The organism is Mesorhizobium sp. M0074, from assembly GCF_040322975.1.
In the GTDB taxonomy this organism is placed as follows: Bacteria; Pseudomonadota; Alphaproteobacteria; order Rhizobiales; family Rhizobiaceae; genus Mesorhizobium.
The window spans coordinates 16,874-35,459 of record NZ_JAMYUM010000030.1 but is presented as its reverse complement, the minus strand read 5'-3'; the positions used below and the strand labels follow the sequence as shown (position 1 = coordinate 35,459).

At 62.4% G+C, this 18,586-nt stretch carries 20 protein-coding genes; 18 read left to right on the top strand and 2 right to left on the bottom strand.

Annotated features, from left to right (window positions below; translation table 11 throughout):
- Window positions 1–75 precede the first annotated feature (75 nt).
- From ccoG to NKJ73_RS30160, 6 genes are all read left to right on the top strand, one after another.
- A complete protein-coding gene (ccoG, locus tag NKJ73_RS30185; protein WP_352572081.1) occupies window positions 76–1,635 on the top strand; it encodes a cytochrome c oxidase accessory protein CcoG in 1,560 nt (519 codons plus the stop codon).
- A complete protein-coding gene (locus NKJ73_RS30180) occupies window positions 1,632–2,129 on the top strand; it encodes a FixH family protein (protein WP_352572080.1) in 498 nt (165 codons plus the stop codon). Before ccoG ends, NKJ73_RS30180 begins: the two co-directional genes overlap by 4 nt.
- On the top strand, window positions 2,126–4,414 hold the full coding sequence (locus NKJ73_RS30175; RefSeq protein WP_352474119.1) for a cation-translocating P-type ATPase: 2,289 nt from the start codon (window positions 2,126–2,128) through the stop codon (window positions 4,412–4,414). Before NKJ73_RS30180 ends, NKJ73_RS30175 begins: the two co-directional genes overlap by 4 nt.
- Window positions 4,411–4,563, top strand: coding sequence for a cbb3-type cytochrome oxidase assembly protein CcoS (gene ccoS, locus NKJ73_RS30170; protein WP_023679633.1), 153 nt, complete (start codon window positions 4,411–4,413; stop codon window positions 4,561–4,563). Before NKJ73_RS30175 ends, ccoS begins: the two co-directional genes overlap by 4 nt.
- Before the next feature lie 423 nt (window positions 4,564–4,986).
- Complete coding sequence (ubiM, locus tag NKJ73_RS30165; protein WP_352474133.1) at window positions 4,987–6,168, top strand: 5-demethoxyubiquinol-8 5-hydroxylase UbiM; 1,182 nt, start codon at window positions 4,987–4,989, stop codon at window positions 6,166–6,168.
- Between the two features lie 261 nt (window positions 6,169–6,429).
- Window positions 6,430–8,337 (top strand): putative bifunctional diguanylate cyclase/phosphodiesterase, encoded by a 1,908-nt coding sequence (locus NKJ73_RS30160; RefSeq protein WP_352572079.1) that lies wholly within the window; start codon window positions 6,430–6,432, stop codon window positions 8,335–8,337.
- A gap of 95 nt (window positions 8,338–8,432) precedes the next feature.
- Here the strand turns inward: NKJ73_RS30160 and NKJ73_RS30155 are convergent, their stop codons facing one another.
- Complete coding sequence (locus tag NKJ73_RS30155; protein WP_023722036.1) at window positions 8,433–8,702, bottom strand: DNA -binding domain-containing protein; 270 nt, start codon at window positions 8,700–8,702, stop codon at window positions 8,433–8,435.
- A 117-nt stretch (window positions 8,703–8,819) separates the two neighbouring features.
- Between NKJ73_RS30155 and NKJ73_RS30150 the strand changes: the two genes are divergently transcribed.
- The 4 genes from NKJ73_RS30150 to NKJ73_RS30135 all read left to right on the top strand — a co-directional run bounded on the left by NKJ73_RS30150 (window position 8,820) and on the right by NKJ73_RS30135 (window position 11,262).
- Window positions 8,820–9,053 (top strand): helix-turn-helix domain-containing protein, encoded by a 234-nt coding sequence (locus NKJ73_RS30150; protein WP_023679646.1) that lies wholly within the window; start codon window positions 8,820–8,822, stop codon window positions 9,051–9,053.
- Between the two features lie 153 nt (window positions 9,054–9,206).
- Window positions 9,207–9,434, top strand: coding sequence for a hypothetical protein (locus NKJ73_RS30145; protein WP_352572078.1), 228 nt, complete (start codon window positions 9,207–9,209; stop codon window positions 9,432–9,434).
- A gap of 58 nt (window positions 9,435–9,492) precedes the next feature.
- The gene (locus tag NKJ73_RS30140) at window positions 9,493–9,813 is read left to right on the top strand and encodes a sunset domain-containing protein (RefSeq protein ID WP_352529543.1); all 321 of its coding nucleotides are present in this window, start codon (window positions 9,493–9,495) and stop codon (window positions 9,811–9,813) included.
- Between the two features lie 486 nt (window positions 9,814–10,299).
- Entirely contained in the window at window positions 10,300–11,262 is a 963-nt protein-coding gene (locus NKJ73_RS30135; RefSeq protein ID WP_352572077.1) for an ArdC family protein, read from the top strand.
- A 13-nt stretch (window positions 11,263–11,275) separates the two neighbouring features.
- On the opposite strand, the gene NKJ73_RS30130 is transcribed toward NKJ73_RS30135, so the two are convergent.
- Window positions 11,276–11,545: a hypothetical protein gene (locus tag NKJ73_RS30130; RefSeq protein ID WP_352572104.1), complete on the bottom strand. Its 270-nt coding sequence runs from the start codon at window positions 11,543–11,545 to the stop codon at window positions 11,276–11,278.
- Here NKJ73_RS30130 and NKJ73_RS30125 point away from each other — a divergent pair.
- The 8 genes from NKJ73_RS30125 (at window position 11,474) to rlxS (ending at window position 18,361) form a co-directional block, all read left to right on the top strand.
- Window positions 11,474–11,893, top strand: a complete 420-nt coding sequence (locus tag NKJ73_RS30125) for a DUF2958 domain-containing protein (RefSeq protein ID WP_352572076.1) — start codon at window positions 11,474–11,476, stop codon at window positions 11,891–11,893. The two genes, NKJ73_RS30130 and NKJ73_RS30125, sit on opposite strands and share 72 nt — an antisense overlap.
- Before the next feature lie 79 nt (window positions 11,894–11,972).
- Window positions 11,973–12,638: a ParB/RepB/Spo0J family partition protein gene (locus NKJ73_RS30120; protein ID WP_352572075.1), complete on the top strand. Its 666-nt coding sequence runs from the start codon at window positions 11,973–11,975 to the stop codon at window positions 12,636–12,638.
- On the top strand, window positions 12,569–13,693 hold the full coding sequence (locus NKJ73_RS30115) for a hypothetical protein (RefSeq protein WP_352572074.1): 1,125 nt from the start codon (window positions 12,569–12,571) through the stop codon (window positions 13,691–13,693). Before NKJ73_RS30120 ends, NKJ73_RS30115 begins: the two co-directional genes overlap by 70 nt.
- Before the next feature lie 544 nt (window positions 13,694–14,237).
- Window positions 14,238–14,561: a DUF736 domain-containing protein gene (locus NKJ73_RS30110; RefSeq protein ID WP_023672372.1), complete on the top strand. Its 324-nt coding sequence runs from the start codon at window positions 14,238–14,240 to the stop codon at window positions 14,559–14,561.
- 151 nt (window positions 14,562–14,712) lie between these two features.
- Entirely contained in the window at window positions 14,713–14,982 is a 270-nt protein-coding gene (locus NKJ73_RS30105; protein ID WP_352453595.1) for a helix-turn-helix transcriptional regulator, read from the top strand.
- Entirely contained in the window at window positions 14,979–15,527 is a 549-nt protein-coding gene (gene lepB / locus NKJ73_RS30100) for a signal peptidase I (RefSeq protein WP_352572073.1), read from the top strand. The genes NKJ73_RS30105 and lepB overlap by 4 nt, the downstream gene beginning before the upstream one ends.
- Entirely contained in the window at window positions 15,515–16,201 is a 687-nt protein-coding gene (locus NKJ73_RS30095; protein ID WP_352572072.1) for a lytic transglycosylase domain-containing protein, read from the top strand. Before lepB ends, NKJ73_RS30095 begins: the two co-directional genes overlap by 13 nt.
- 189 nt (window positions 16,202–16,390) lie before the next feature.
- Complete coding sequence (gene rlxS / locus NKJ73_RS30090) at window positions 16,391–18,361, top strand: relaxase/mobilization nuclease RlxS (RefSeq protein WP_352572071.1); 1,971 nt, start codon at window positions 16,391–16,393, stop codon at window positions 18,359–18,361.
- Window positions 18,362–18,586 lie beyond the last annotated feature (225 nt).

Sequence of the window (18,586 nt, the reverse complement as noted above, 5' to 3'; positions counted from 1 at the left end):
GCCGGGCCTCGGCATCATCCAGAAACCGATGGGTCGGGCTTCCGGCGAAATCGTCGCTGGTGACTGGAGCTTCTCGTGCTCGATAACACGCAAATAGAACGGCTCGAAGCCGATGCGGTCAACTCCGCCAAGACCCGTCAGCCGCTCTATGCCGGACGCAAGAAGATCTTCCCGAACCGGGCTTCTGGCAGTTTCCGCCGCTTCAAGTGGTCGGTGATGGCAATCACGCTGGGGATCTACTACCTGACCCCCTGGCTGCGGTGGGATCGCGGGCCATTTGCCCCTGACCAGGCCGTGCTGGTCGATCTTGCCAACCGCCGCTTCTACTTCTTCTTCATCGAGATATGGCCGCAGGAATTCTACTACGTCGCCGGCCTGCTGGTCATGGCCGGTGTCGGCCTTTTCCTGATCACATCCACCGTCGGCCGGGCCTGGTGCGGCTATACGTGCCCGCAGACCGTGTGGGTCGATCTGTTTCTGGTCGTCGAGCGAGCCATCGAGGGCGACCGCAACGCGCGCATCAAGCTCGATGCCGGTCCCTGGACTGCACGCAAACTCGTGCCGCGAACATCGAAACACGCCATTTGGCTGGTCATAGGGGTGCTGACCGGCGGCGCCTGGATTTTCTATTTCGCCGATGCGCCGATGCTGCTTGGGGAACTCTTCACCGGCACCGCCGCCCCCGTCGCCTACATCACCGTCGCCGTGCTGACGGCGACGACCTATACGTTCGGCGGGCTGATGCGCGAGCAGGTCTGCACCTACATGTGCCCATGGCCGCGCATCCAGGCGGCCATGCTCGACGAGAATTCCCTCACCGTCACCTATAATGACTGGCGCGGCGAACCGCGCTCGCGTCACGCCAAGAGGGTCCTTGCCGCCGGGCAGCCCGTCGGCGACTGCGTCGACTGCAATGCCTGTGTCGCGGTGTGCCCGATGGGGATCGACATTCGTGATGGCCAGCAGCTTGAATGCATCACCTGCGCGCTCTGCATCGATACCTGTGACGGTATCATGGACAAGCTCGGCAGGGAGCGCGGACTGATTTCCTATGCGACGCTGGCCGACTACAACGCCAATGTGATGCTGGCGACCCCGGGCGGCTCCGGTTCAGTCAACCCGTCACTGGTCAGGAGCGCTGACGGCCTGTTCTCCGACAAGGTGGCCCGTTTCCATATTCGCAAGATCTTTCGCCCGCGCACCTTCATCTACATGGGCGTCTGGTCGGCGGTCGGTCTCGCGCTGCTCTATTTGCTGCTGACCCGCGAACGGCTCGAATTGAATGTCCTGCACGATCGCAACCCGCAGTTCGTGACGCTGTCCGACGGTTCGATCCGCAACGGCTACACCGTCAAGCTGCTCAACATGATCCCCGAACCAAGAACGATCATTGTCACGATGCAGGGCCTGCATGGAGCCGAAATGAGCGTTGTCGGCATCGACCTGCCGGCGGATCGCTCCTTCGCCGTCCCGGTCGAACCCGACCGGCTGAAGATGCTCAAGGTTTTCGTGCGTCAGCCGGCAGATCAGGTTCGGGGTGCAGCGCAAAGCTTCAAGTTCCGGGTCGAAAACAAGGCAACGTTCGAGTCGGACGAATATACGGCCACTTTCAACGCACCGGAGAGCGCCAGATGAGCGACACCTCGCGACAATCCCGCGAATTCACCGGCAGGCATATGCTGTTCACCATCCTTGGCTTCTTCGGCGTGGTCATAGCGGTCAATCTGACGATGGCGACGCTCGCCAACACGAGCTGGACCCGCCTTGTCGTCGAAAACACCTATGTGGCGAGCCAGCAATTCAACAAAAAGGCCGAGCAAGGGCGCGCTCAGGCGGCCCTCGGCTGGACTGGCAAACTGACCATCGCAGGCGGTGAGGTCCGCTACAGCCTCACCGATGCTGTCGGCAAGCCGGTTGCCTTGCATGGCGTCAAGGTGCTGTTCCGTCATCCCGCCTACGAGGCCGAGGACAAATCCGTCACTCTTGAGGCTGCCTCCGGTCAGATATTCGCCGCGCACCACACGCCCAAGGATGGCCTCTGGATCGTCGAAATCGACGCCGATGCGAGCCTTGCGGAACCCTATCGCGACGTTCGCCGGATCATGATTTCCCACGGGGCGCTGCAATGAGCTGCTGCGCGCCAGGCGCCCAAATGGCATTGGACCTGGAAAAGGTCACACTGGTCCTGCCTTCTGGCCAGGAAATCAGACTGGCGAGCCGCTCGATTGGCGAAAATCTTCGCCAGACCGACCTCTCGGTGCCGGCTGTGCATTGTGCCGCCTGCATCCAGACGATCGAGACGGCGATCGGCAAGCTAGATCGCGTCGAAGGCGCTCGTGTCAATCTTTCGACGAAACGTGTTTCGGTCCGGTGGCGCGGCGAGGAGGTTCCGCCATTCGTCGCCACACTTGGACGGCTGGGCTATGGCGCGCACCTGTTCGATCCCGAGGCTGACGGGAAGGACAAGACGCTCTCGGAACTGATCCGCGCCGTCGCGGTCGCCGGCTTTGCGGCGGGCAACATCATGCTGCTATCAGTCTCCGTCTGGTCCGGCGCGCAAGGCGCGACCCGCGACCTGTTCCATTGGGTCTCGGCCTTGATTGCCATTCCTGTGCTCGCTTTCGCCGGCGGCATCTATTTTCGCTCGGCCTGGAATGCGCTACGCCACAGCCGCATGAACATGGACGTGCCGATCGCGGTCGGGGTATCGCTCGCTTACGCCATGAGCCTCTACGAGACGATCAACCATGGCGACCATGCTTATTTCGACGCGTCGGTGTCGCTGCTGTTCTTTCTGCTGATCGGCCGCACGCTGGATCACGTGATGCGGGAACGAGCACGGACGGCCGTAAACGGACTGGCTCGGCTGGCGGCGCGCGGCGCCATGGTGCTGCGCGAGGATGGTTCGCGCGACTACTTGCCGGTTGGCGAGATCGAACCAGGAATGGAGCTCTTGATCGCGGCCGGCGAGAGGATGCCCATCGACGGCAGGATCATTGGCGGGGCGTCGGATCTCGACTGTTCCCTGGTTTCCGGGGAAAGCACGCCCAGAACGGTGGGCCCGGGGGCGCAGGTCCAGGCCGGTACACTCAATCTCACCGGTCCGCTGACCATCGAGGCGACGGACGCCGCGAAGGATTCATTCCTGGCCGAAATGGTTCGGCTGATGGAAGCGGCAGAGGGCGGCCGCGCCCGCCATCGCAGGATCGCCGATCGCGTCTCCGCGCTCTATGCCCCCGTGGTCCACCTCACCGCCTTTGTGACGTTCCTCGGCTGGATGGCGGCGACCGGCGACTGGCACCGGGCAATAACAATCGCGATCGCCGTTTTGATCATTACATGCCCGTGTGCGCTCGGTCTCGCCGTGCCGATCGTGCAGGTGGTCGCTGCGCGGCGGCTGTTTGAAAGCGGCGTCATGGTCAGGGACGGCTCCGCCATGGAGCGCCTGGCGGGGATCGACACGGCATTGTTCGACAAAACCGGCACGCTTACGCTCGGACTGCCCAGGCTGATCAATGCGCCGTCCATCGATCCGACGATGCTCGCCATGGCGGCCGAGATGGCAGCGCATTCCCGCCATCCCTTTTCGAAGGCAATCGCTGGCAATGCAGCCTTTGCCGGCCAGCCGAAACTCGCGTCCGTCAGCGAGCATCCGGGCTTCGGCATCGAAGCCATCGCCGAGGGCAGTACCTGGCGGCTGGGTCGCCGCGGATGGGGTGAGTGGAAAGCCCGGACCGGCGGCGAAGGCAAACAAGGCTATGGCGGAACCGTTCTGACGAAGGACGGGGTCATTGTCGCGACTTTCGATTTCGAGGATGAGCTGCGTGCCGATGCCAAGGCGGCCATCGAGCAACTGAACGGCGCCGGCGTGTCGGTGGAGATGCTGTCGGGCGACACAGAAGCTGCCTGCGGCGAAGTCGCGGAAGCACTGGGCGTCGAGCGCTTCGTTCCCGCGTTGCTTCCCTCCGGGAAGGTCGAACACGTCGAAGCATTGACGCGAACTGGCCACAAGGTGCTGATGGTCGGCGATGGGCTCAACGACACGCCTGCATTGGGCGCCGCACACGTTTCGATAGCTCCCGCCACGGCGGCGGATATCGGTCGCAACGCCGCGGATTTCGTGTTCCTGCGTAAAAGTCTTCTGGCGGTCCCACTTGCTTTAGACATTTCGCGGAAGGCCGGACGGCTGATCCGGCAGAACATCGCCATCGCGATCGTTTACAATGGCATCGCCGTGCCGGTCGCCATTCTGGGGCACGTTACGCCACTGATCGCGGCGGTCGCGATGTCCGCCTCGTCCCTCCTGGTCATCGGCAATGCGCTACGCCTGCAAGGTTTCGTGTCAAATGCATCGGTGCAAGATGCCCGACATGACAGGCGCTCCGACATTGGCGCACTGGCACAATCCTCATGACGACGCTCGCCTACCTCATACCTGTGGCCCTGTTCCTCGGAGCGCTTGGGCTGGCGGGGTTCCTGTGGGCCTTGAGGAGCGGCCAATATGAAGATCTCGATGGCGCCGCCGAGCGGATCCTGATCGACCGCGACGAGCCACGCAGTTGACCCAGCCTGCCCTGCGAGGACTCGCTCGAATATTTTCCGCGGTTGCTTCGCGTCATGCCGATTTCGGCGCGCGACGGGTGCGAACGGATCAGCCAGAATACGTTGCCGAACTTTCGGCCAGGAAAGGGCCGCACCGAACGGGAAGCCGGCCATTTCATGATGACCTGACCAGACCATGGCGTGGCGATCGACCAGTCGACCGTGAACCCGCCGTTGCCGCGTTTATCGAGCCTGGTTGATCCACATCAGGGTTATCTCTTCATCGGCATGGTTTCATTGAGCATTTTTGAACGGAGAACGGATGTCTAACGGACGGTTAGGTCGCGTGGAGACGCTTGGGGAGATGAGCCGCAAACCGTGGATCGATTGCGATGCGTTCCAGTGCCCTTCGTCGCAGATAGCCGACGCAATGGCGGCACGCTGATGGCCGGCTCTGTCGATAGATTCGACGTTATTGTGGTCGGAGCCGGGCCGGTCGGACTTTCCTTCGCCGCGTCGCTTGCCCAGAGCCGACTCAAGGTGGCAGTGGTTGAACGGCAGTCGCTCGAAAGCCTGGCGAATCCGGCTTTCGACTGTCGCGAGATCGCGCTGACCCACGCATCGGTTGGAATCCTTCGCGAGCTCGGCGCCTGGGATGCCATCCCCGCTTCGGACAAATCACCGCTACAAGGCGCGCGCGTGCTCAACGGATCGAGCCCTTTCGCCCTGAGCTTCGACTCTCCCAGCGGATCTGGGGAACCACTCGGAATTCTGGTCCCAAATTTTCGGATCCGCGACGCCCTGTTCAAGCTTGTCCACTTCCAGGATCATGCCCAGCTGCTGTGCGGCCGCTCGGTCGTCAATGCAACAACCAGCCACAAAGAAGCAGTCATAAGGCTCTGTGATGGCAGGCAATTGGCCGCTCGGCTGCTCGTTGCAGCGGATTCGCGTCTGTCCGCGACGCGCGACCTGCTCGGCATTGGGGCCGACATCAATCGGCTTGGCAACTCCATGCTGATTTGCCGGGTGAGGCACGAGCGCGCCCATCACCAGATCGCGGTCGAATGGTTCGATCACTATCAGACGATAGCGATGTTGCCGCTCATGGAAGGCGTGTCGTCGCTGCTTCTCACGTTGCGCTCAAACGAGGCCGACAGACTGCTTGCTCTCGACGACGATTTGTTCCTGATGGAATTGACGAACCGTTGTCGAGGACGCCTCGGAGAGATGACCTTGGCAAGCACCCGCCATGCCTATCCGCTGGTCACGACCTGGGCGCACAAGTTCTGGGCTCCGAGTGCGGCACTGATCGGCGATGCTGCCCTCGGCATGCACCCGGTGACCGCGCATGGCTTCAACATCGGCCTCAGCGGCCAGAAGCAACTCGCCGATGGAATCCTGGCGGCATGTCGTGAGCGCCGCGACATTGCTGATCCTGACATGCTCGGCAGATACGAAAGCCGGCTGCGTCTGTCGGCGGCACCGCTCTATCATGCTACGAATGTACTTGTCGCTCTCTACTCAGGCGAGCACCCGACGGCACGGCTTGCAAGACATGCGGGGCTTCGCTTTGCCCAATATCTTCCCTTTATCCGCCATGGCATTTCGGCCATGCTCAGGCGGTGAATCGCAGGCAGCGCTGCCGCTCTGGAACGCTATCTCGGCCCGGCTTCCTTTTGTCTCTGACGTTGCCGATCCTGGCATGATTCGGATCAAGAACGCGCGCGGACGAGACCTTGATGATCAGCCGGCAATCCTCAGAGCAGACCTGCGACCCGAAGCCATGGTGAGCGCACTGGTTACCCCCGCTGGATAGTTAACCCGTCCTTCAGTGGGCCTGCGTAAGCTTGTCCTCGCGAACAACGATGGGAGCAAGCTGGTCCGTCCATGGCCCCGAAGAAAGTAGATACGCTGGAGGCCAAAATCCGTCAGGATCAGCTTGCTGACCTGAGGACCGGCCTCTTCGTGTCGATGCCGATAAGCGGTATCCTGTCAGGCCTGATTTGGGCGGTGCACGCCCTTTCTGGCAGCGGCTTTGCCGCTGCAATCTGGTTCCTGGTCGTCAATGCGATAAATGCCGCCCGCCTTGCACTCGCGCGTTATCAGCTAAAGGAAACGGGGCGCCATGACGGTTTAGTGGGGGTTTTGCCGCGGCTTCGCTGGTTTGGCATCCTTGCTCTTCTGGCAGGGTTTGCCTGGTCCTTCCTGGCCGTCCTGACTGTTGGATACACGACACCTCAAGCACCGCTGCATCTGGTCATTCTGGCGGGCATTTCCGCTGGTGCGGTTACATACGGCAGTTCGTATGCCGCGGCGGCGACCAACTTCATCACACCTCCGCTCCTCATCACGGTGGGTTGCCTTTTGGCGAAAGGCAATTTTGAAGACTACATTCTGGCTTTTACCGTTCTGCTCTTCATGGGCGGCCTGGTTCGAGCTTCGTTTGTTGGGCAAGCACGGTTCCGCGAAGCGAGCCGCCTGAGGCATGAGGCCGAGCGGCTTGCGGCGGAGATGAAGGCCAGTTCCAGGCAGGACCACCTGACGGCCCTTCTCAACAGGCGTGGCCTCGAACACGCTATCGGACGGTTCGAGACCGCGGATAGTCCCTTCGTGGCAATGCTGATTGATCTGGACGGGTTCAAATCCGTCAACGATACCTACGGTCACAGGACCGGTGATGAACTGCTTGTCAGGATCGCGCGCCGCATAGAGGAGGAAGCACCGGAAGGCTCAACGCTCGCTCGTATCGGCGGCGATGAATTCGTGCTGTTTTTTCCTTCAACGAGGGTTTCGCTTTCTGCCAGTGATCTCGCCTCCAATATCATAGCCAAAATTGCCCGCCCCTATATCGAGGTCGCGTCCGTCCGTGTCGGGGCATCGATAGGAATATACTTGGCGCAGACGCCGGGCCTGACCGAAATGTTGTTGCGGGCGGATATCGCCCTTTATACGGCCAAGCGTCGTGGCAGGAACGAATTTTGCCTGTTCGATGCCGAACTCGACAGGGAACTGCAACGCCGCCAGTCCGTCGAACGGGACCTTCATTCGGCGATAAAGACGAGAAGCTTGCAACCTTGGTTCCAGCCGATCGTGAAACTCGACACCGAGGCCGTGGTCGGTTTTGAAGCCTTGCTGAGGTGGTCCCATCCGACTCATGGTGCCATCTCTCCACCCGAAATCATCACAGCTGCACGCGAAACCGGTATGCTTCAGCTGCTGACGCAAACCGTATTCGCCGACTGTTGTGCTTTTATCGACGGCTTGGTGAAAGCTGACTGTCGTGATCTCCGTGTGGCGATGAATGTTTCACCGCGCGAACTGGAAGCCGGCGATATCGATGACATGGTTCTGGATGGTCTGGCGGCAAGAGCTCTGCCTGCAACAATGTTCGAGATCGAGATTACCGAAGAATCCCCGGTGGACCCGGACAGAGTGGATGAAAAGCTCGGACGGCTTTCACATGCCGGCATTTCCATCGCGCTCGATGACTTCGGCACCGGCTTTTCCACGTTGGCATCGCTCAAGGACAGTCGGATACGCAAGGTGAAAATAGACCAGGGCTTCATTCGCGGCTTGGCCAAATCCCGAGAGGACCGACTGCTTGTCAAATCGGTCATCGATCTCGGTAACATGCTCGGGATCGAGGTCATGGCCGAGGGCGTCGAAACAGAGGCGGATCGGCAAACCCTGCACAAGCTTGGCTGCAGGACCGCTCAGGGCTTCCTGTTCTCGAAGGCGGTGCCTCTGAGCCAAGCACTAGAAATGGCAGTCAAACAGCACGCGAACCAGTTGTGACCGCTCCAGCCGCGCTGTCTCTCGCGGCCGTGCGCTCATGAATGGCGAGTATCTGAACTTCCTTGTTTGAAGAGCATGACAATCCGTGCTGTGCGTCAGCCGGCGAACAGTTCCTTGTAGCCAGTCGTCACCATCCAGTTCGCCCGGTCGATATGGCTGCGAAGAGCCTTGCGGGCGCGGACCGGTTCAAGGGCCGGGTCGATGCCGAGAATGAGATCAGCCATCTCCTCTTCGCTGGCATTGTCGGCGCAGGCATCCAGGATCCTCAGGTAGATCGTGAAATGCTCCCTGTCGTAGCTCGTGAGGTTCTCCGACCAGGGGACTTCGTCGCACAGAGTTGAGTTTCGAGTCTCATCTGTTCCCATTGATCGATTCATGCCTGCGAACCTCGCCTGTTGAGCGCCCGCAGCATATCCCAAAATGGGATAATCCGAAACCGGGATTAGTCGCTGATCCGGTCTTTACCCGACCGGTTCGCCTACATGCCCAAGTCTCTTCGATCGCCCCGCCACCAGCGGTTTCTGGCCCAGCTGGTTTCCCTGCGCAAGGCCAAAGGCCTGACTCAGGCGCAGGTGGCCGAGAAGCTTGATCGTCCCCAATCCTTCGTGGCCAAGTACGAGGGTGGAGAGCGTCGTCTCGACGTCATCGAGTTTCTCGACTTAACTGCGGCGCTTGACGCTGATCCGTGCGAGATTCTGTCCAGCCTGCGGTCCTAACGGGCGCCCGCGCGCCTAACGGCTCGCGCCGGTGCTGTGAACCGAGCGCGCTTTTCTTCGGCAAGCTGCCATTCCGCTGCGGGTGGTCTTTACCAGGCCATGCCGATGTAGGATGATAATCCTAGGTGGGGCGATTCCTCAACGGAGATCGCAATGGCTAGGACCAAACTTTCCAAGCAGCTTTCACAGGCTGAAATCGACCGCTTTCTGGCGGAGGCGGAACGGCTGCACAAGAGCATCGTCCAGCCGCTTCTATCACCCAGCAGCAACCATTACCTGGCTCTCCAACGCACCCATGACGCGCTGTTAAAGACGGTGAAGGATATCACGGGTAAGGATGCGCCGTTCATTCAATGGTTCGGAACAGGGCCGGTGAATTAGACCAGACTTATAGACTCCAGGCTGCAAACGTCGCATTCTCTCTTCGGGGAGAAGGGGCGTGGGCAACCATCGCTATCAAGACAATCGGTACAACCGTCGCAGGTATGGCGAGCGCCATCGTTCGAAGGACGTTCCGTTGTGGGCAAAGATCGTTGCTGGTGGAACAATCCTGGCTGGCTTTCTTGCCTTCGAAATCGGCCCTGCCGCTGTCGGCTGCAACATCAAAGCCAATATCAGCTACAACACGGGCGAGCGAATCTATCATGTTCCCGGACAGGAATATTACTGGGAGACGCGCATCAACCTGTTGAAAGGCGAGCGCTGGTTTTGTTCGGAGGAAGCCGCGCGCAAGGCTGGGTGGCGGAAGTCTCGGGTCTGAGCGTCCGTGGTAAATGCTTGCGAAAATGCTGCATCGCACATGTTTTCGGTGCAGCATTCATTTGAAGTATTTATCGCGATCCGTTCGAAAAATCTGTCCAGCCTGCCGTCCTGGCGGGCGCCCGCGCGCCTGACGACGCGCACCAGGTGCTCGTGAACCGAGCCCGCTTTTCTTCGGCAAGCTCAGGCGGTCTCGGCCATTCGGCTTCGCCCCTTGGCGTGGGCAGCCCTTCGGGCTGTGACGGCCGCCGCCCTTGCGGGCGGCGCGGTTTGTCTGTTGGCCTTTCCCGGTGGCGCGGGGTCGGCGGCACTCCCTTCTAGGCCCGCCGCGGCAGCCCGCAACCCTTCGCTGCCGCTCAGGGTCCTGCTCTTCGTTCCGGTCCTTCGGATGCGGTCCGCCTACCACGGCGGGCCTTTCCGGTCGCGACTCGCCGCCCACCCCGCTTCCGGGGAAAGGCGCGGCGATTGGCGAGCGGAGGATGAGACGATGCATGCAAACAGCAAGCGTTGTGCCAGCACAGAGGCTGGCGCAGGCAAGGGCGGGCGCCCCGGCGCCAGCCTTTATCAGGAGATCACCGACCGGATCATTGCCGAGCTGGAGCGCGGCACCGTGCCATGGGTCAAGCCATGGGGCAGCGCAAAGGCAGGCCTTGGCCTGCCGAGGAATGCATCCTCTGGGCGCACCTATTCCGGCATCAATATCCTCATCCTGTGGGGCGCGGTCATCGAGCGCAGCTATCCCAGCCAGAACTGGCTCACCTTCCGGCAGGCGCTCGTGCTTGGCGGCAATGTCAGGAAGGGCGAGCGCGGCACGACCATCGTGCATGCCGACCGCTTTGTCCCCAAGGACGAGAAGGAGCGCGCACGCCACGAGGGCGATGAACCACAGGCCGTGCCTTTTTTGAAGCGCTTCACCGTCTTCAATGTCGCGCAGTGCGATAATCTTCCGGAACACCTCTATGCCGCCGCCGAGCCGCTGCCTCAGTGCGAGATCGTGCCGCGGGCCGAGACGCTCATTCGCGCCAGCGGTGCGGATTTCAGGGTCCGCGGCGATCGCGCTTTCTACATGCCGGGCAGCGACCACATTCAGGTGCCGCCGCAGCCGGCGTTCCATCACCAGATCGACTATTACCGGACCTGCTTTCACGAGCTTGGCCACTGGACCGGCCACCCAACGCGGGTTGCTCGCGACCTCTCCGGCTCGTTCGGCTCCAAGGCTTACGCGCGTGAAGAATTGGTCGCCGAAATCACTGCCGCCTTCGTCTGCAGCAACCTCGGTATCGAGCCGACCGTGCGTCATGCCGATTACATCGGCTCATGGCTAAAGGTGCTGCGCGAGGACAACCGCGCGATCTTCCGTGCCGCCAGTCTTGCCTCCAAGGCCGCCGATTTCCTGCTTGGCCTTCAGGCCGATGCCGAAGGCGAGGCGCAGGAAGGGATTGCGGCATGACGATGCGCGATCCTCAACTGACCGCGACCGAGCCGACGCCGCCAGGCGAGCAGATGCTCATTCCCGTGTCCGGCCGATCACCACGCGCGATCGGCTCAGCCTCCTGATGGACGCGCCGATGCGTCCGCGCGCGGCGCAAAAGCCGCTCGATATCGGCCTCTTCGATGAAGCCAGCAGAAATCAACTCGACCTGTTCTGACACAGTCTTTCCATGATCCTGATCACCGATCCACTGCGCGCACGACTGCTCGCCAATGGCGCCGCCGACGCCGACGTCGACCATTTTCCCGTTGTGAAACTGTTTAATCCGACAGGTGCCGCGACGTGGCTTTTGACCGAACTCGACGCCGATGGCGACACGCTGTTCGGCCTTTGCGATCTCGGCTTCGGCTTCCCCGAACTCGGCAGCGTCAGTCTGGCCGAGCTTGCATCCGTAAAAGGTCCGCTTGGCCTCGGCATCGAGCGTGACCTGCATTTCCAGGCGCGCTTTCCGCTCTCCGTCTATGCCGAAGCCGCCCGCATTTGCGGCCACATCACCGAGGCCGAGCGACTTCTGCGGCAGGCAGCAGAGGCCCTTTCAAAGCCCCATTCCGAGCTTCCGCCCGACACGGCGGAACAGCAGCGCCGATAGGCGCAAAAACCGTCCCGCCGCGCCGGCCTTCGGCCTCTGCGGCGGGGACAACCTCAACCAAAGCGAAAGGAGAGTAACCATGCAGCTTGCCCACATTCCCTTGGATCAGCTCAACATTTGCGCGCTCAACATGCGCCATGGAAAACGCGCGCCCGACATATCCGACATCCTGCCCTCCGTGCGTGCGCGCGGCGTGCTGGTGCCTCTCCTTGTGCGGCCGAACGGCCAGCCGGAAACCTTCGAGATCGTCGCCGGCAGGCGGCGCTATTTCGCCGCGAAATCGCTTGCCGACGAGCGCGGCGAAGGCGATCCCTTGCCCTGCGCCATCATGGAGGACGGTGACGACGCCGATGCGCTGGAAGCCTCGCTGATCGAAAACCTCGCCCGCCTCGATCCTGACGAAGTATCGCAATGGGAGACGTTTTCGCGGCTCGTCAGGCAAGGCCGCACCGTTCCGGACATCGCTGCGACCTTCGGCATCACTGACCTGAAGGTCAAACGCATTCTGGCGCTTGGCTACCTCTTGCCCAAAATCCGCGAAGCCTATCGGCGCGAGGAGATCGACGCCGAGACGGCGCGCCATCTCACCATGGCGTCCAAGGCGCAGCAGAAGGACTGGCTGGCACTCTGTGCCGATCCCGATCAATACGCGCCGCGTGGCTTTCAATTGAAGCAATGGCTGTTCGGCGGCCAGTCGATTTCCACCAAGGTGGCGCTGTTTGCCATCGACGAATACCCGGCCTGATCACCTCGGACCTGTTCGGCGAGGACAGCTATTTCGCCGATGCCGACCTGTTCTGGCAAAAGCAGAACGAAGCGATTGCCGCCAGACGCGACACCTATCTCAACGACGGCTGGAGCGAGGTGGTGCTGCTGGAGCCGGGCCAGTATTTCCACCCATGGGACCACGAGAAGACCCCGAAGAAGAAGGGCGGCAAGGTCTTCATCGCGGTCACGTATCGCGGCGAGGTCGAGTGTCACGAGGGCTGGCTGTCACACAAGCAAGCCCGCCGCGCCCGCGAGGGCGGTGAGCAAGACGAAACAGCCGCCAAGCCGCCGCGCCCCGAACTCACCGGCCCGATGCAGAACTATGTCGATCTGCATCGCCATGCTGCCGTGCGTGCGGCCATGCTCGACCATCCCGCCGTGGCGCTGCGCCTCGTGGTGGCGCACGCCATCACCGGTTCCGGCTTGTGGCAGGTGCGCCGTGAGCCACAGCGCGCAGCCAACGAGACGGTGACTGCCAGCCTTGCCGGCTGCAAGGCTGAAGCTGCATTCGGCAAAAAGCGGCGCGAAGTGTTGGCCCTGCTCGGATCACCGGATGAGGATGGCGTGGTCGCCGGCGGCAATGGCGACGCCTTTGCTATCGCCGGCGTGTTCGCGCGCCTCTTGGCGCTGTGCGACGACGATGTCATGCGCGTTCTCACCCTTGTCATGGCCGAGACGTCTGCAGCCGGCAGCACCGTCATCGAGGCGCTCGGCAACCATCTGAACGTCGATATGGGCACATGGTGGCAACCGGACGATGCCTTCTTCGACCTCTTGCGCGACAAGGAAATCGCCAATTCGATGCTGGCCGAGGTCGGCGGCAAGCTGGTCGCGGACGGCAATGTCGCCGAGAAGGTCAAGACGCAAAAGAAGATCATCCGCGACTTCCTGGCGGGCGAGAATGGCCGCCTCAGGGTCGAGACCTGGCTGCCGCGCTGGATGAAATTCCCCGCCGAAAGCTACACCAGTCGCGGCGGTTTCCGCACCGCCGATCAGTGGGCACAAGTGCAGCCGCTGTTCGCGCGCCAATAGTCGATCAGGGCCCGAGCGGCGGTTCTCTCGAGTGCCGCAGCTCAGGTCGCGCGCGCCGCTCCGGGCCGCGCCGGCTGCCGATTGCTCGTCTTGTCGAGTCAGTGCCGCGCGCGAGAAATCCCGACGCCAATTCGCCCCCGTTTCGGCAGCCCTGCACCACGCCGGGTTGCTTGCCGAGGCGCCAGGCGCATGGGTCCAATTGTCCGATCGGGTTGCCGACAGAGCCCGCGCAGCCGGCGCCCTGTAATGCCGCCTGCTCGTTGTGCCGCCGATCGCGCCACCTGTCTCCATGTGTCTCAGGGACCATTCCCCTGCGGCTGGCTTGACGACCTATGGGCGGATCCGGCCCGCCCGAAACCCTCGCCAGCAGCTTTTTTCCCCGCCGCCTGCGGCGGCTTCCTCGCGCCGCTTCGCTTCAAAAAAGCTGCCCGCTCGGGTCCTCCGCTATCGCTGCGGCCGTCCCGGTTCCGGCGGTCCGGACGCGCCCATCACGGTCCGCCATCGCAGGGGAATGGTCCCCTACGAGCACCAAAGGAGACTGAAAATGACCGCGATCGGATACGTCACCAAACAGGAAAACGGCGGCTACAAGGGCCAGCTCAAGACGCTCAGTGTCCGCGCCGACATCGACATCGTGCCCAATCAGGCAAAGAGCGCCGACACCCATCCCGACTTTCGGGTGCTGACGCAAGGGGTCGAAGTAGGGGCCGGCTGGATCCGCACCGGCGAGACCTCCGGCAAGGACTATGTGAGCCTGTCGATTGCCGCCCCGGAGTTCGGCCCGCGCAAGCTCTACGCCAATCTCGGCCGCGCCGCCGGCCAGGATGATGACGACACATACGCCATCATCTGGAACCCGGTCGACTGAATCGCCTGCCTCGAGCCTCGCGCCGCAACCGGCGCGGGGCTCTTCTCAAGAAGGGGCGGCGAAAACTCGCCCCCCACTCTTCGCCCGTCCCCGAAACGATCTCGCTCGCCGATCCTCGCCTTCGCTTGTCCGTAGCGAAACGAGGATCATCATGGACGACGAAAACGAACGCGCGGCCCGCGCGAAGAAGGGCAGTCCGTTTCTCAACACCGCGCAGGCCGCCTTCTATATCGGGCTGTCCCAGCGCACGCTGGAGAAGATGCGGCTCAAAGGCGGCGGCCCGCAATTTCGCAAGCACGGCCGGTATGTCCGCTATCACATCGACGAGCTCGACGACTGGTCGAAGGGACGCGCGCAGGAGACCAGGCCCGAGGATGGCGGGCACAATTCCGGCTCGGCCGGTGAGGGAGGCCGCTCATGAGCCGGCGTCCCACTATCCGTCTGATCGGCAGCCATCTGCGGCGCATTGGGGCGCGCAAGACGATCGCCGTGGCCACAATAGGCCTCGGCCTGATCGGCTTCGCCGCTTTCGACAACCCATCGCCCTGGCTGGTGTGGAACGCCTCGGCCAGTGCGCCGGTCGGCCTCTATCGCGTCGCGTCCGGATCACCGGCTCGTGGCGATCTGGTGCTCGTCCGCCCGCCAAAACCGGTCGCCGATCTCGCCGCCGAACGCTTCTATCTGCCCAGCAATGTGCCGCTGGTCAAGCGCCTTGCCGCGCTGCCTGGCGAGCATGTCTGCGCCTTCGGCGACGCCATCATCATCGGCGGCGAGATTGTCGCGCGCCGGCTGGCAACCGACACGCAGCACCGTGCGCTGCCTTGGTGGAATGCCTGCCGCAAGCTCGCCGCCGACGAGTTTTTCCTGCTCGGCAACGATAGAAACCGCTCCTTCGACAGCCGCTATTTCGGGCCGGTGCCGGCCGAAAATATTGCCGGGAGGCTCGTGCCGCTATGGACCGAGTAACCCTCCTGATGCTCGGCATGGTCGCGATAGCGCCATGCGCCTGTTCCGCCGCGACCGACGCTCAGCCGGCCGCCATCTCCCGTGGTCCGCAGCTCCAACGATGGCAGCACTTGATAGCCGAAGCAAGCCGGCGTTTCAGCATTCCACAGCCCTGGATTTATGCCGTCATGGATGTCGAAAGCCGGGGGCAGACAATGCTGGACGGACGGCCGATCGCCTCACACGCCGGCGCTATTGGCCTCATGCAGGTGATGCCCGGCACCTACGAGGAGATGCGCGCAGAGCTTGGCTTGGGAGCCGATCCGCACGACCCTCGCGATAACATTCTGGCAGGCACTGCCTATCTGCGCGCCATGTATGACCGCTTCGGCTTTCCCGGCCTGTTTGCCGCCTATAACGCTGGGCCGGACCGCTACGAACAGCATTTGCAGCGTGGGCGACCGCTGCCCAGCGAGACGGTTTCGTATCTGGAAGAGCTCAAGGCGGCGGGGATCGCGGCCGCCGACATGGACGCGTTCACCGGCAAATCCCGTTCCGGAAAAGCGCCGGAAATCCCGTCCGGGCAGTCGCTGTTTTTCCTGCGAAACGGTGTTTCCGCGACCGATCCGAATGGCCAAATTGTGGTGCCGCTCGGATCGGAGCGAGCAAGGTCAGGCCGGCCGGATCGCTGGTGAGGGCAGGGGTACCGTGGGTCGGGGCAGGAAGGCAGGGAGGCAGGTCCGCTGAAGGCAAGATAAAGGCATCGCCTCCTGGAGCCGGCGAAGTCTTTGTCTGCACATCGTTTTTCACGGAGGCTGCCTTCAGCGTCAGGAGAGCTGCTGCCGACAAACATGTGATTTTGTTAAAGATTACTAGGAGGCTCAATGCAGGATGAAGAGTTCAAGCCGAGCCTGGGCAAAATCGGATCGCGCGGCTCGAAGGCAGGCAAGCGTTTCGCCGGCCAGATTCGCGCCGCGATCAACCGAGCCGGCGGCGGCAGCGGTCGCCGTGGCCGCTTCATCGGAAGCCGGGCGGGGCGCGGCGGGGCTGCTGCCGCCGTTCTCAGAGCGCGCGATCGCCACGCGGCGTTTCGGCAGCGGCGCGCCGTCGTCAAGGCGCGTATCGTCAAGCTGGCCGGCAAGGGTGTTGACGGGGCACGTGCACACCTTCGCTACCTCCAGCGCGACGGCGTCACCCGGGAAGGCGAGCCTGGCGAGCTCTATAGCGCCGACAGCGACCGCGTCGATGGCAAGGCGTTCATCGATCGTGCCGATGGCGACCGGCATCAGTTCCGCTTCATCGTCGCACCTGAAGACGGCATCGAGTATGCCGACCTCAAGCCGCTCACGCGGCGCCTCATGGCGCAGATGGAAGGAGACCTCGGCACCAAGCTCGACTGGGTCGCTGTCGATCATTTCAACACTGGTCATCCGCATACCCATATTATCGTCCGCGGCAAGGACGACCGCGGCGAAAATCTTGTCATCGCGCGAGACTACATCTCGTCTGGAATCCGTGAACAGGCGGCCGAGCTGGTCAGCCTCGACCTTGGCCCGAGAACGGACCGCGAGATCGAGCAACGCCTGCGCCAGGAAATGGAGCGGGAACGCTTCACCAGCATCGATCGGCAGCTGCTCCGCATGCGCGACCATGAGGGGCATGTCTCACCGGCCAGCCGAGACACGTTTCGCCAGACGCTGCACCAGGGCCGCCTGCGCAAGCTCGAGCGGATGGGTCTGGCTGAGGAAGTCGGCTCGGGCCGCTGGCGCCTTGATGGCGAGCTTGAAGCGACGCTGCGCCGCATCGGCGAGCGGGGCGACATCATCAAGACCATGCACCGCGAACTGACCGGCAAGGGGCTCGCCCGCAGTGCCGCCGACTATGTTGTCCATGATCGATCTGCAGAGCAGATGCAGCCTGTCGTTGGCCGCATCGTTGCGCGCGGCCTGGCCGACGAAATCACTGACCGCCATTACCTCGTCGTCGACGGCGTGGACGGCAAAAGCCACTATGTTGATATCGGCAAAGGCGAGGCCACCCAACCGACGCCAGAGGGCTGCATAGTGCGGGTCACGCCGAGGGACACCGGGCCAAGGCAAGTCGACCGCACAATTGCCGAGATCGCCACGGCCAATGACGCGCGCTACAGCATCGATATCCATCTCAAGCATGACCCGTCGGCCACCGAACGCTTTGCCGAAACGCACGTGCGGCGACTGGAGGCGATCCGCCGGGCGACCGGTCGTGTCGAGCGCGAGCCGGACGGCACCTGGATCGTCGCACCGGATCATCTCGACCGTGTGTCTGACTACGAGCGTAAGCGAGCGAGGGCCGAGCCTGTCACGGTTCACAAGCTCTCATCGATGCCGCTGGAGAGACAAGTCAGGTTCGACGGCGCCACCTGGCTCGATCGAGAGCTGGTTTCCGACACACCGGAGGCCTTGCACAGCTCTGGTTTCGGCCGCGATGTCCGAGAGGCGCAAGGCCGCCGACGGCAGTGGCTGATTGCGCAAGGTCTTGCTCGGGAAGAGCAGGACCGGATCGTCTATCGCGCCAACATGCTTTCGATGCTGCGTCAACGTGAGCTGAACCGTGTTGCCGGTCAACTGTCTGACGAACTCGGACTCTCGTATTCCGAAGCGCAGCCTGGTGATCGAATAGAGGGTCGATTGCGCCGCTCGATCGACCTTGCCAGCGGCAAGTACGTCATAGTCGAGAAGGCGCGCGAGTTCACGCTGGTACCATGGAGGCCAGTGCTTGATCGGTCTATTGGCAAGGAGGTGTCTGGTGTCATGGGTGGGGAGGGGATTTCATGGACCATCGGCCGGCAGAGAAGCGGACCAAGCATTTCGTGACATGACTACACAACTTCTTTTGCCCGCCTTGAAACAGGTACTCAGTCCGGACGGAGTTCGCCTGCTAATTGCCCGCGGCATTGATCTCGCGAGGGATAAATGGCTGGTCGTGCAAGACTTATCGTTCGCTCTACAAAAAGCGCCGCGATGATTCATCGTGTTCCATGATTCTGAGCCAAAACCCTCCTGCGCCACCACGGCACTCTTCCCGGTGCCACGGAAGCC

Bases quoted from the DNA above. Each gene is read 5' to 3' on its own strand.
- NKJ73_RS30180 (WP_352572080.1), top strand. From the start codon at position 1,632: ATGAGCGACACCTCGCGACAATCCCGCGAATTCACCGGCAGGCATATG.
- NKJ73_RS30175 (WP_352474119.1), top strand. From the start codon at position 2,126: ATGAGCTGCTGCGCGCCAGGCGCCCAAATGGCATTGGACCTGGAAAAG.
- ccoS (WP_023679633.1), top strand. From the start codon at position 4,411: ATGACGACGCTCGCCTACCTCATACCTGTGGCCCTGTTCCTCGGAGCG.
- ubiM (WP_352474133.1), top strand. From the start codon at position 4,987: ATGGCCGGCTCTGTCGATAGATTCGACGTTATTGTGGTCGGAGCCGGG.
- NKJ73_RS30160 (WP_352572079.1), top strand. From the start codon at position 6,430: ATGGCCCCGAAGAAAGTAGATACGCTGGAGGCCAAAATCCGTCAGGAT.
- NKJ73_RS30155 (WP_023722036.1), bottom strand. From the start codon at position 8,702: ATGGGAACAGATGAGACTCGAAACTCAACTCTGTGCGACGAAGTCCCC.
- NKJ73_RS30150 (WP_023679646.1), top strand. From the start codon at position 8,820: ATGCCCAAGTCTCTTCGATCGCCCCGCCACCAGCGGTTTCTGGCCCAG.
- NKJ73_RS30145 (WP_352572078.1), top strand. From the start codon at position 9,207: ATGGCTAGGACCAAACTTTCCAAGCAGCTTTCACAGGCTGAAATCGAC.
- NKJ73_RS30135 (WP_352572077.1), top strand. From the start codon at position 10,300: ATGCATGCAAACAGCAAGCGTTGTGCCAGCACAGAGGCTGGCGCAGGC.
- NKJ73_RS30125 (WP_352572076.1), top strand. From the start codon at position 11,474: ATGATCCTGATCACCGATCCACTGCGCGCACGACTGCTCGCCAATGGC.
- NKJ73_RS30130 (WP_352572104.1), bottom strand. From the start codon at position 11,545: ATGGTCGACGTCGGCGTCGGCGGCGCCATTGGCGAGCAGTCGTGCGCG.
- NKJ73_RS30120 (WP_352572075.1), top strand. From the start codon at position 11,973: ATGCAGCTTGCCCACATTCCCTTGGATCAGCTCAACATTTGCGCGCTC.
- NKJ73_RS30115 (WP_352572074.1), top strand. From the start codon at position 12,569: ATGGCTGTTCGGCGGCCAGTCGATTTCCACCAAGGTGGCGCTGTTTGC.
- NKJ73_RS30110 (WP_023672372.1), top strand. From the start codon at position 14,238: ATGACCGCGATCGGATACGTCACCAAACAGGAAAACGGCGGCTACAAG.
- NKJ73_RS30105 (WP_352453595.1), top strand. From the start codon at position 14,713: ATGGACGACGAAAACGAACGCGCGGCCCGCGCGAAGAAGGGCAGTCCG.
- lepB (WP_352572073.1), top strand. From the start codon at position 14,979: ATGAGCCGGCGTCCCACTATCCGTCTGATCGGCAGCCATCTGCGGCGC.
- NKJ73_RS30095 (WP_352572072.1), top strand. From the start codon at position 15,515: ATGGACCGAGTAACCCTCCTGATGCTCGGCATGGTCGCGATAGCGCCA.
- rlxS (WP_352572071.1), top strand. From the start codon at position 16,391: ATGCAGGATGAAGAGTTCAAGCCGAGCCTGGGCAAAATCGGATCGCGC.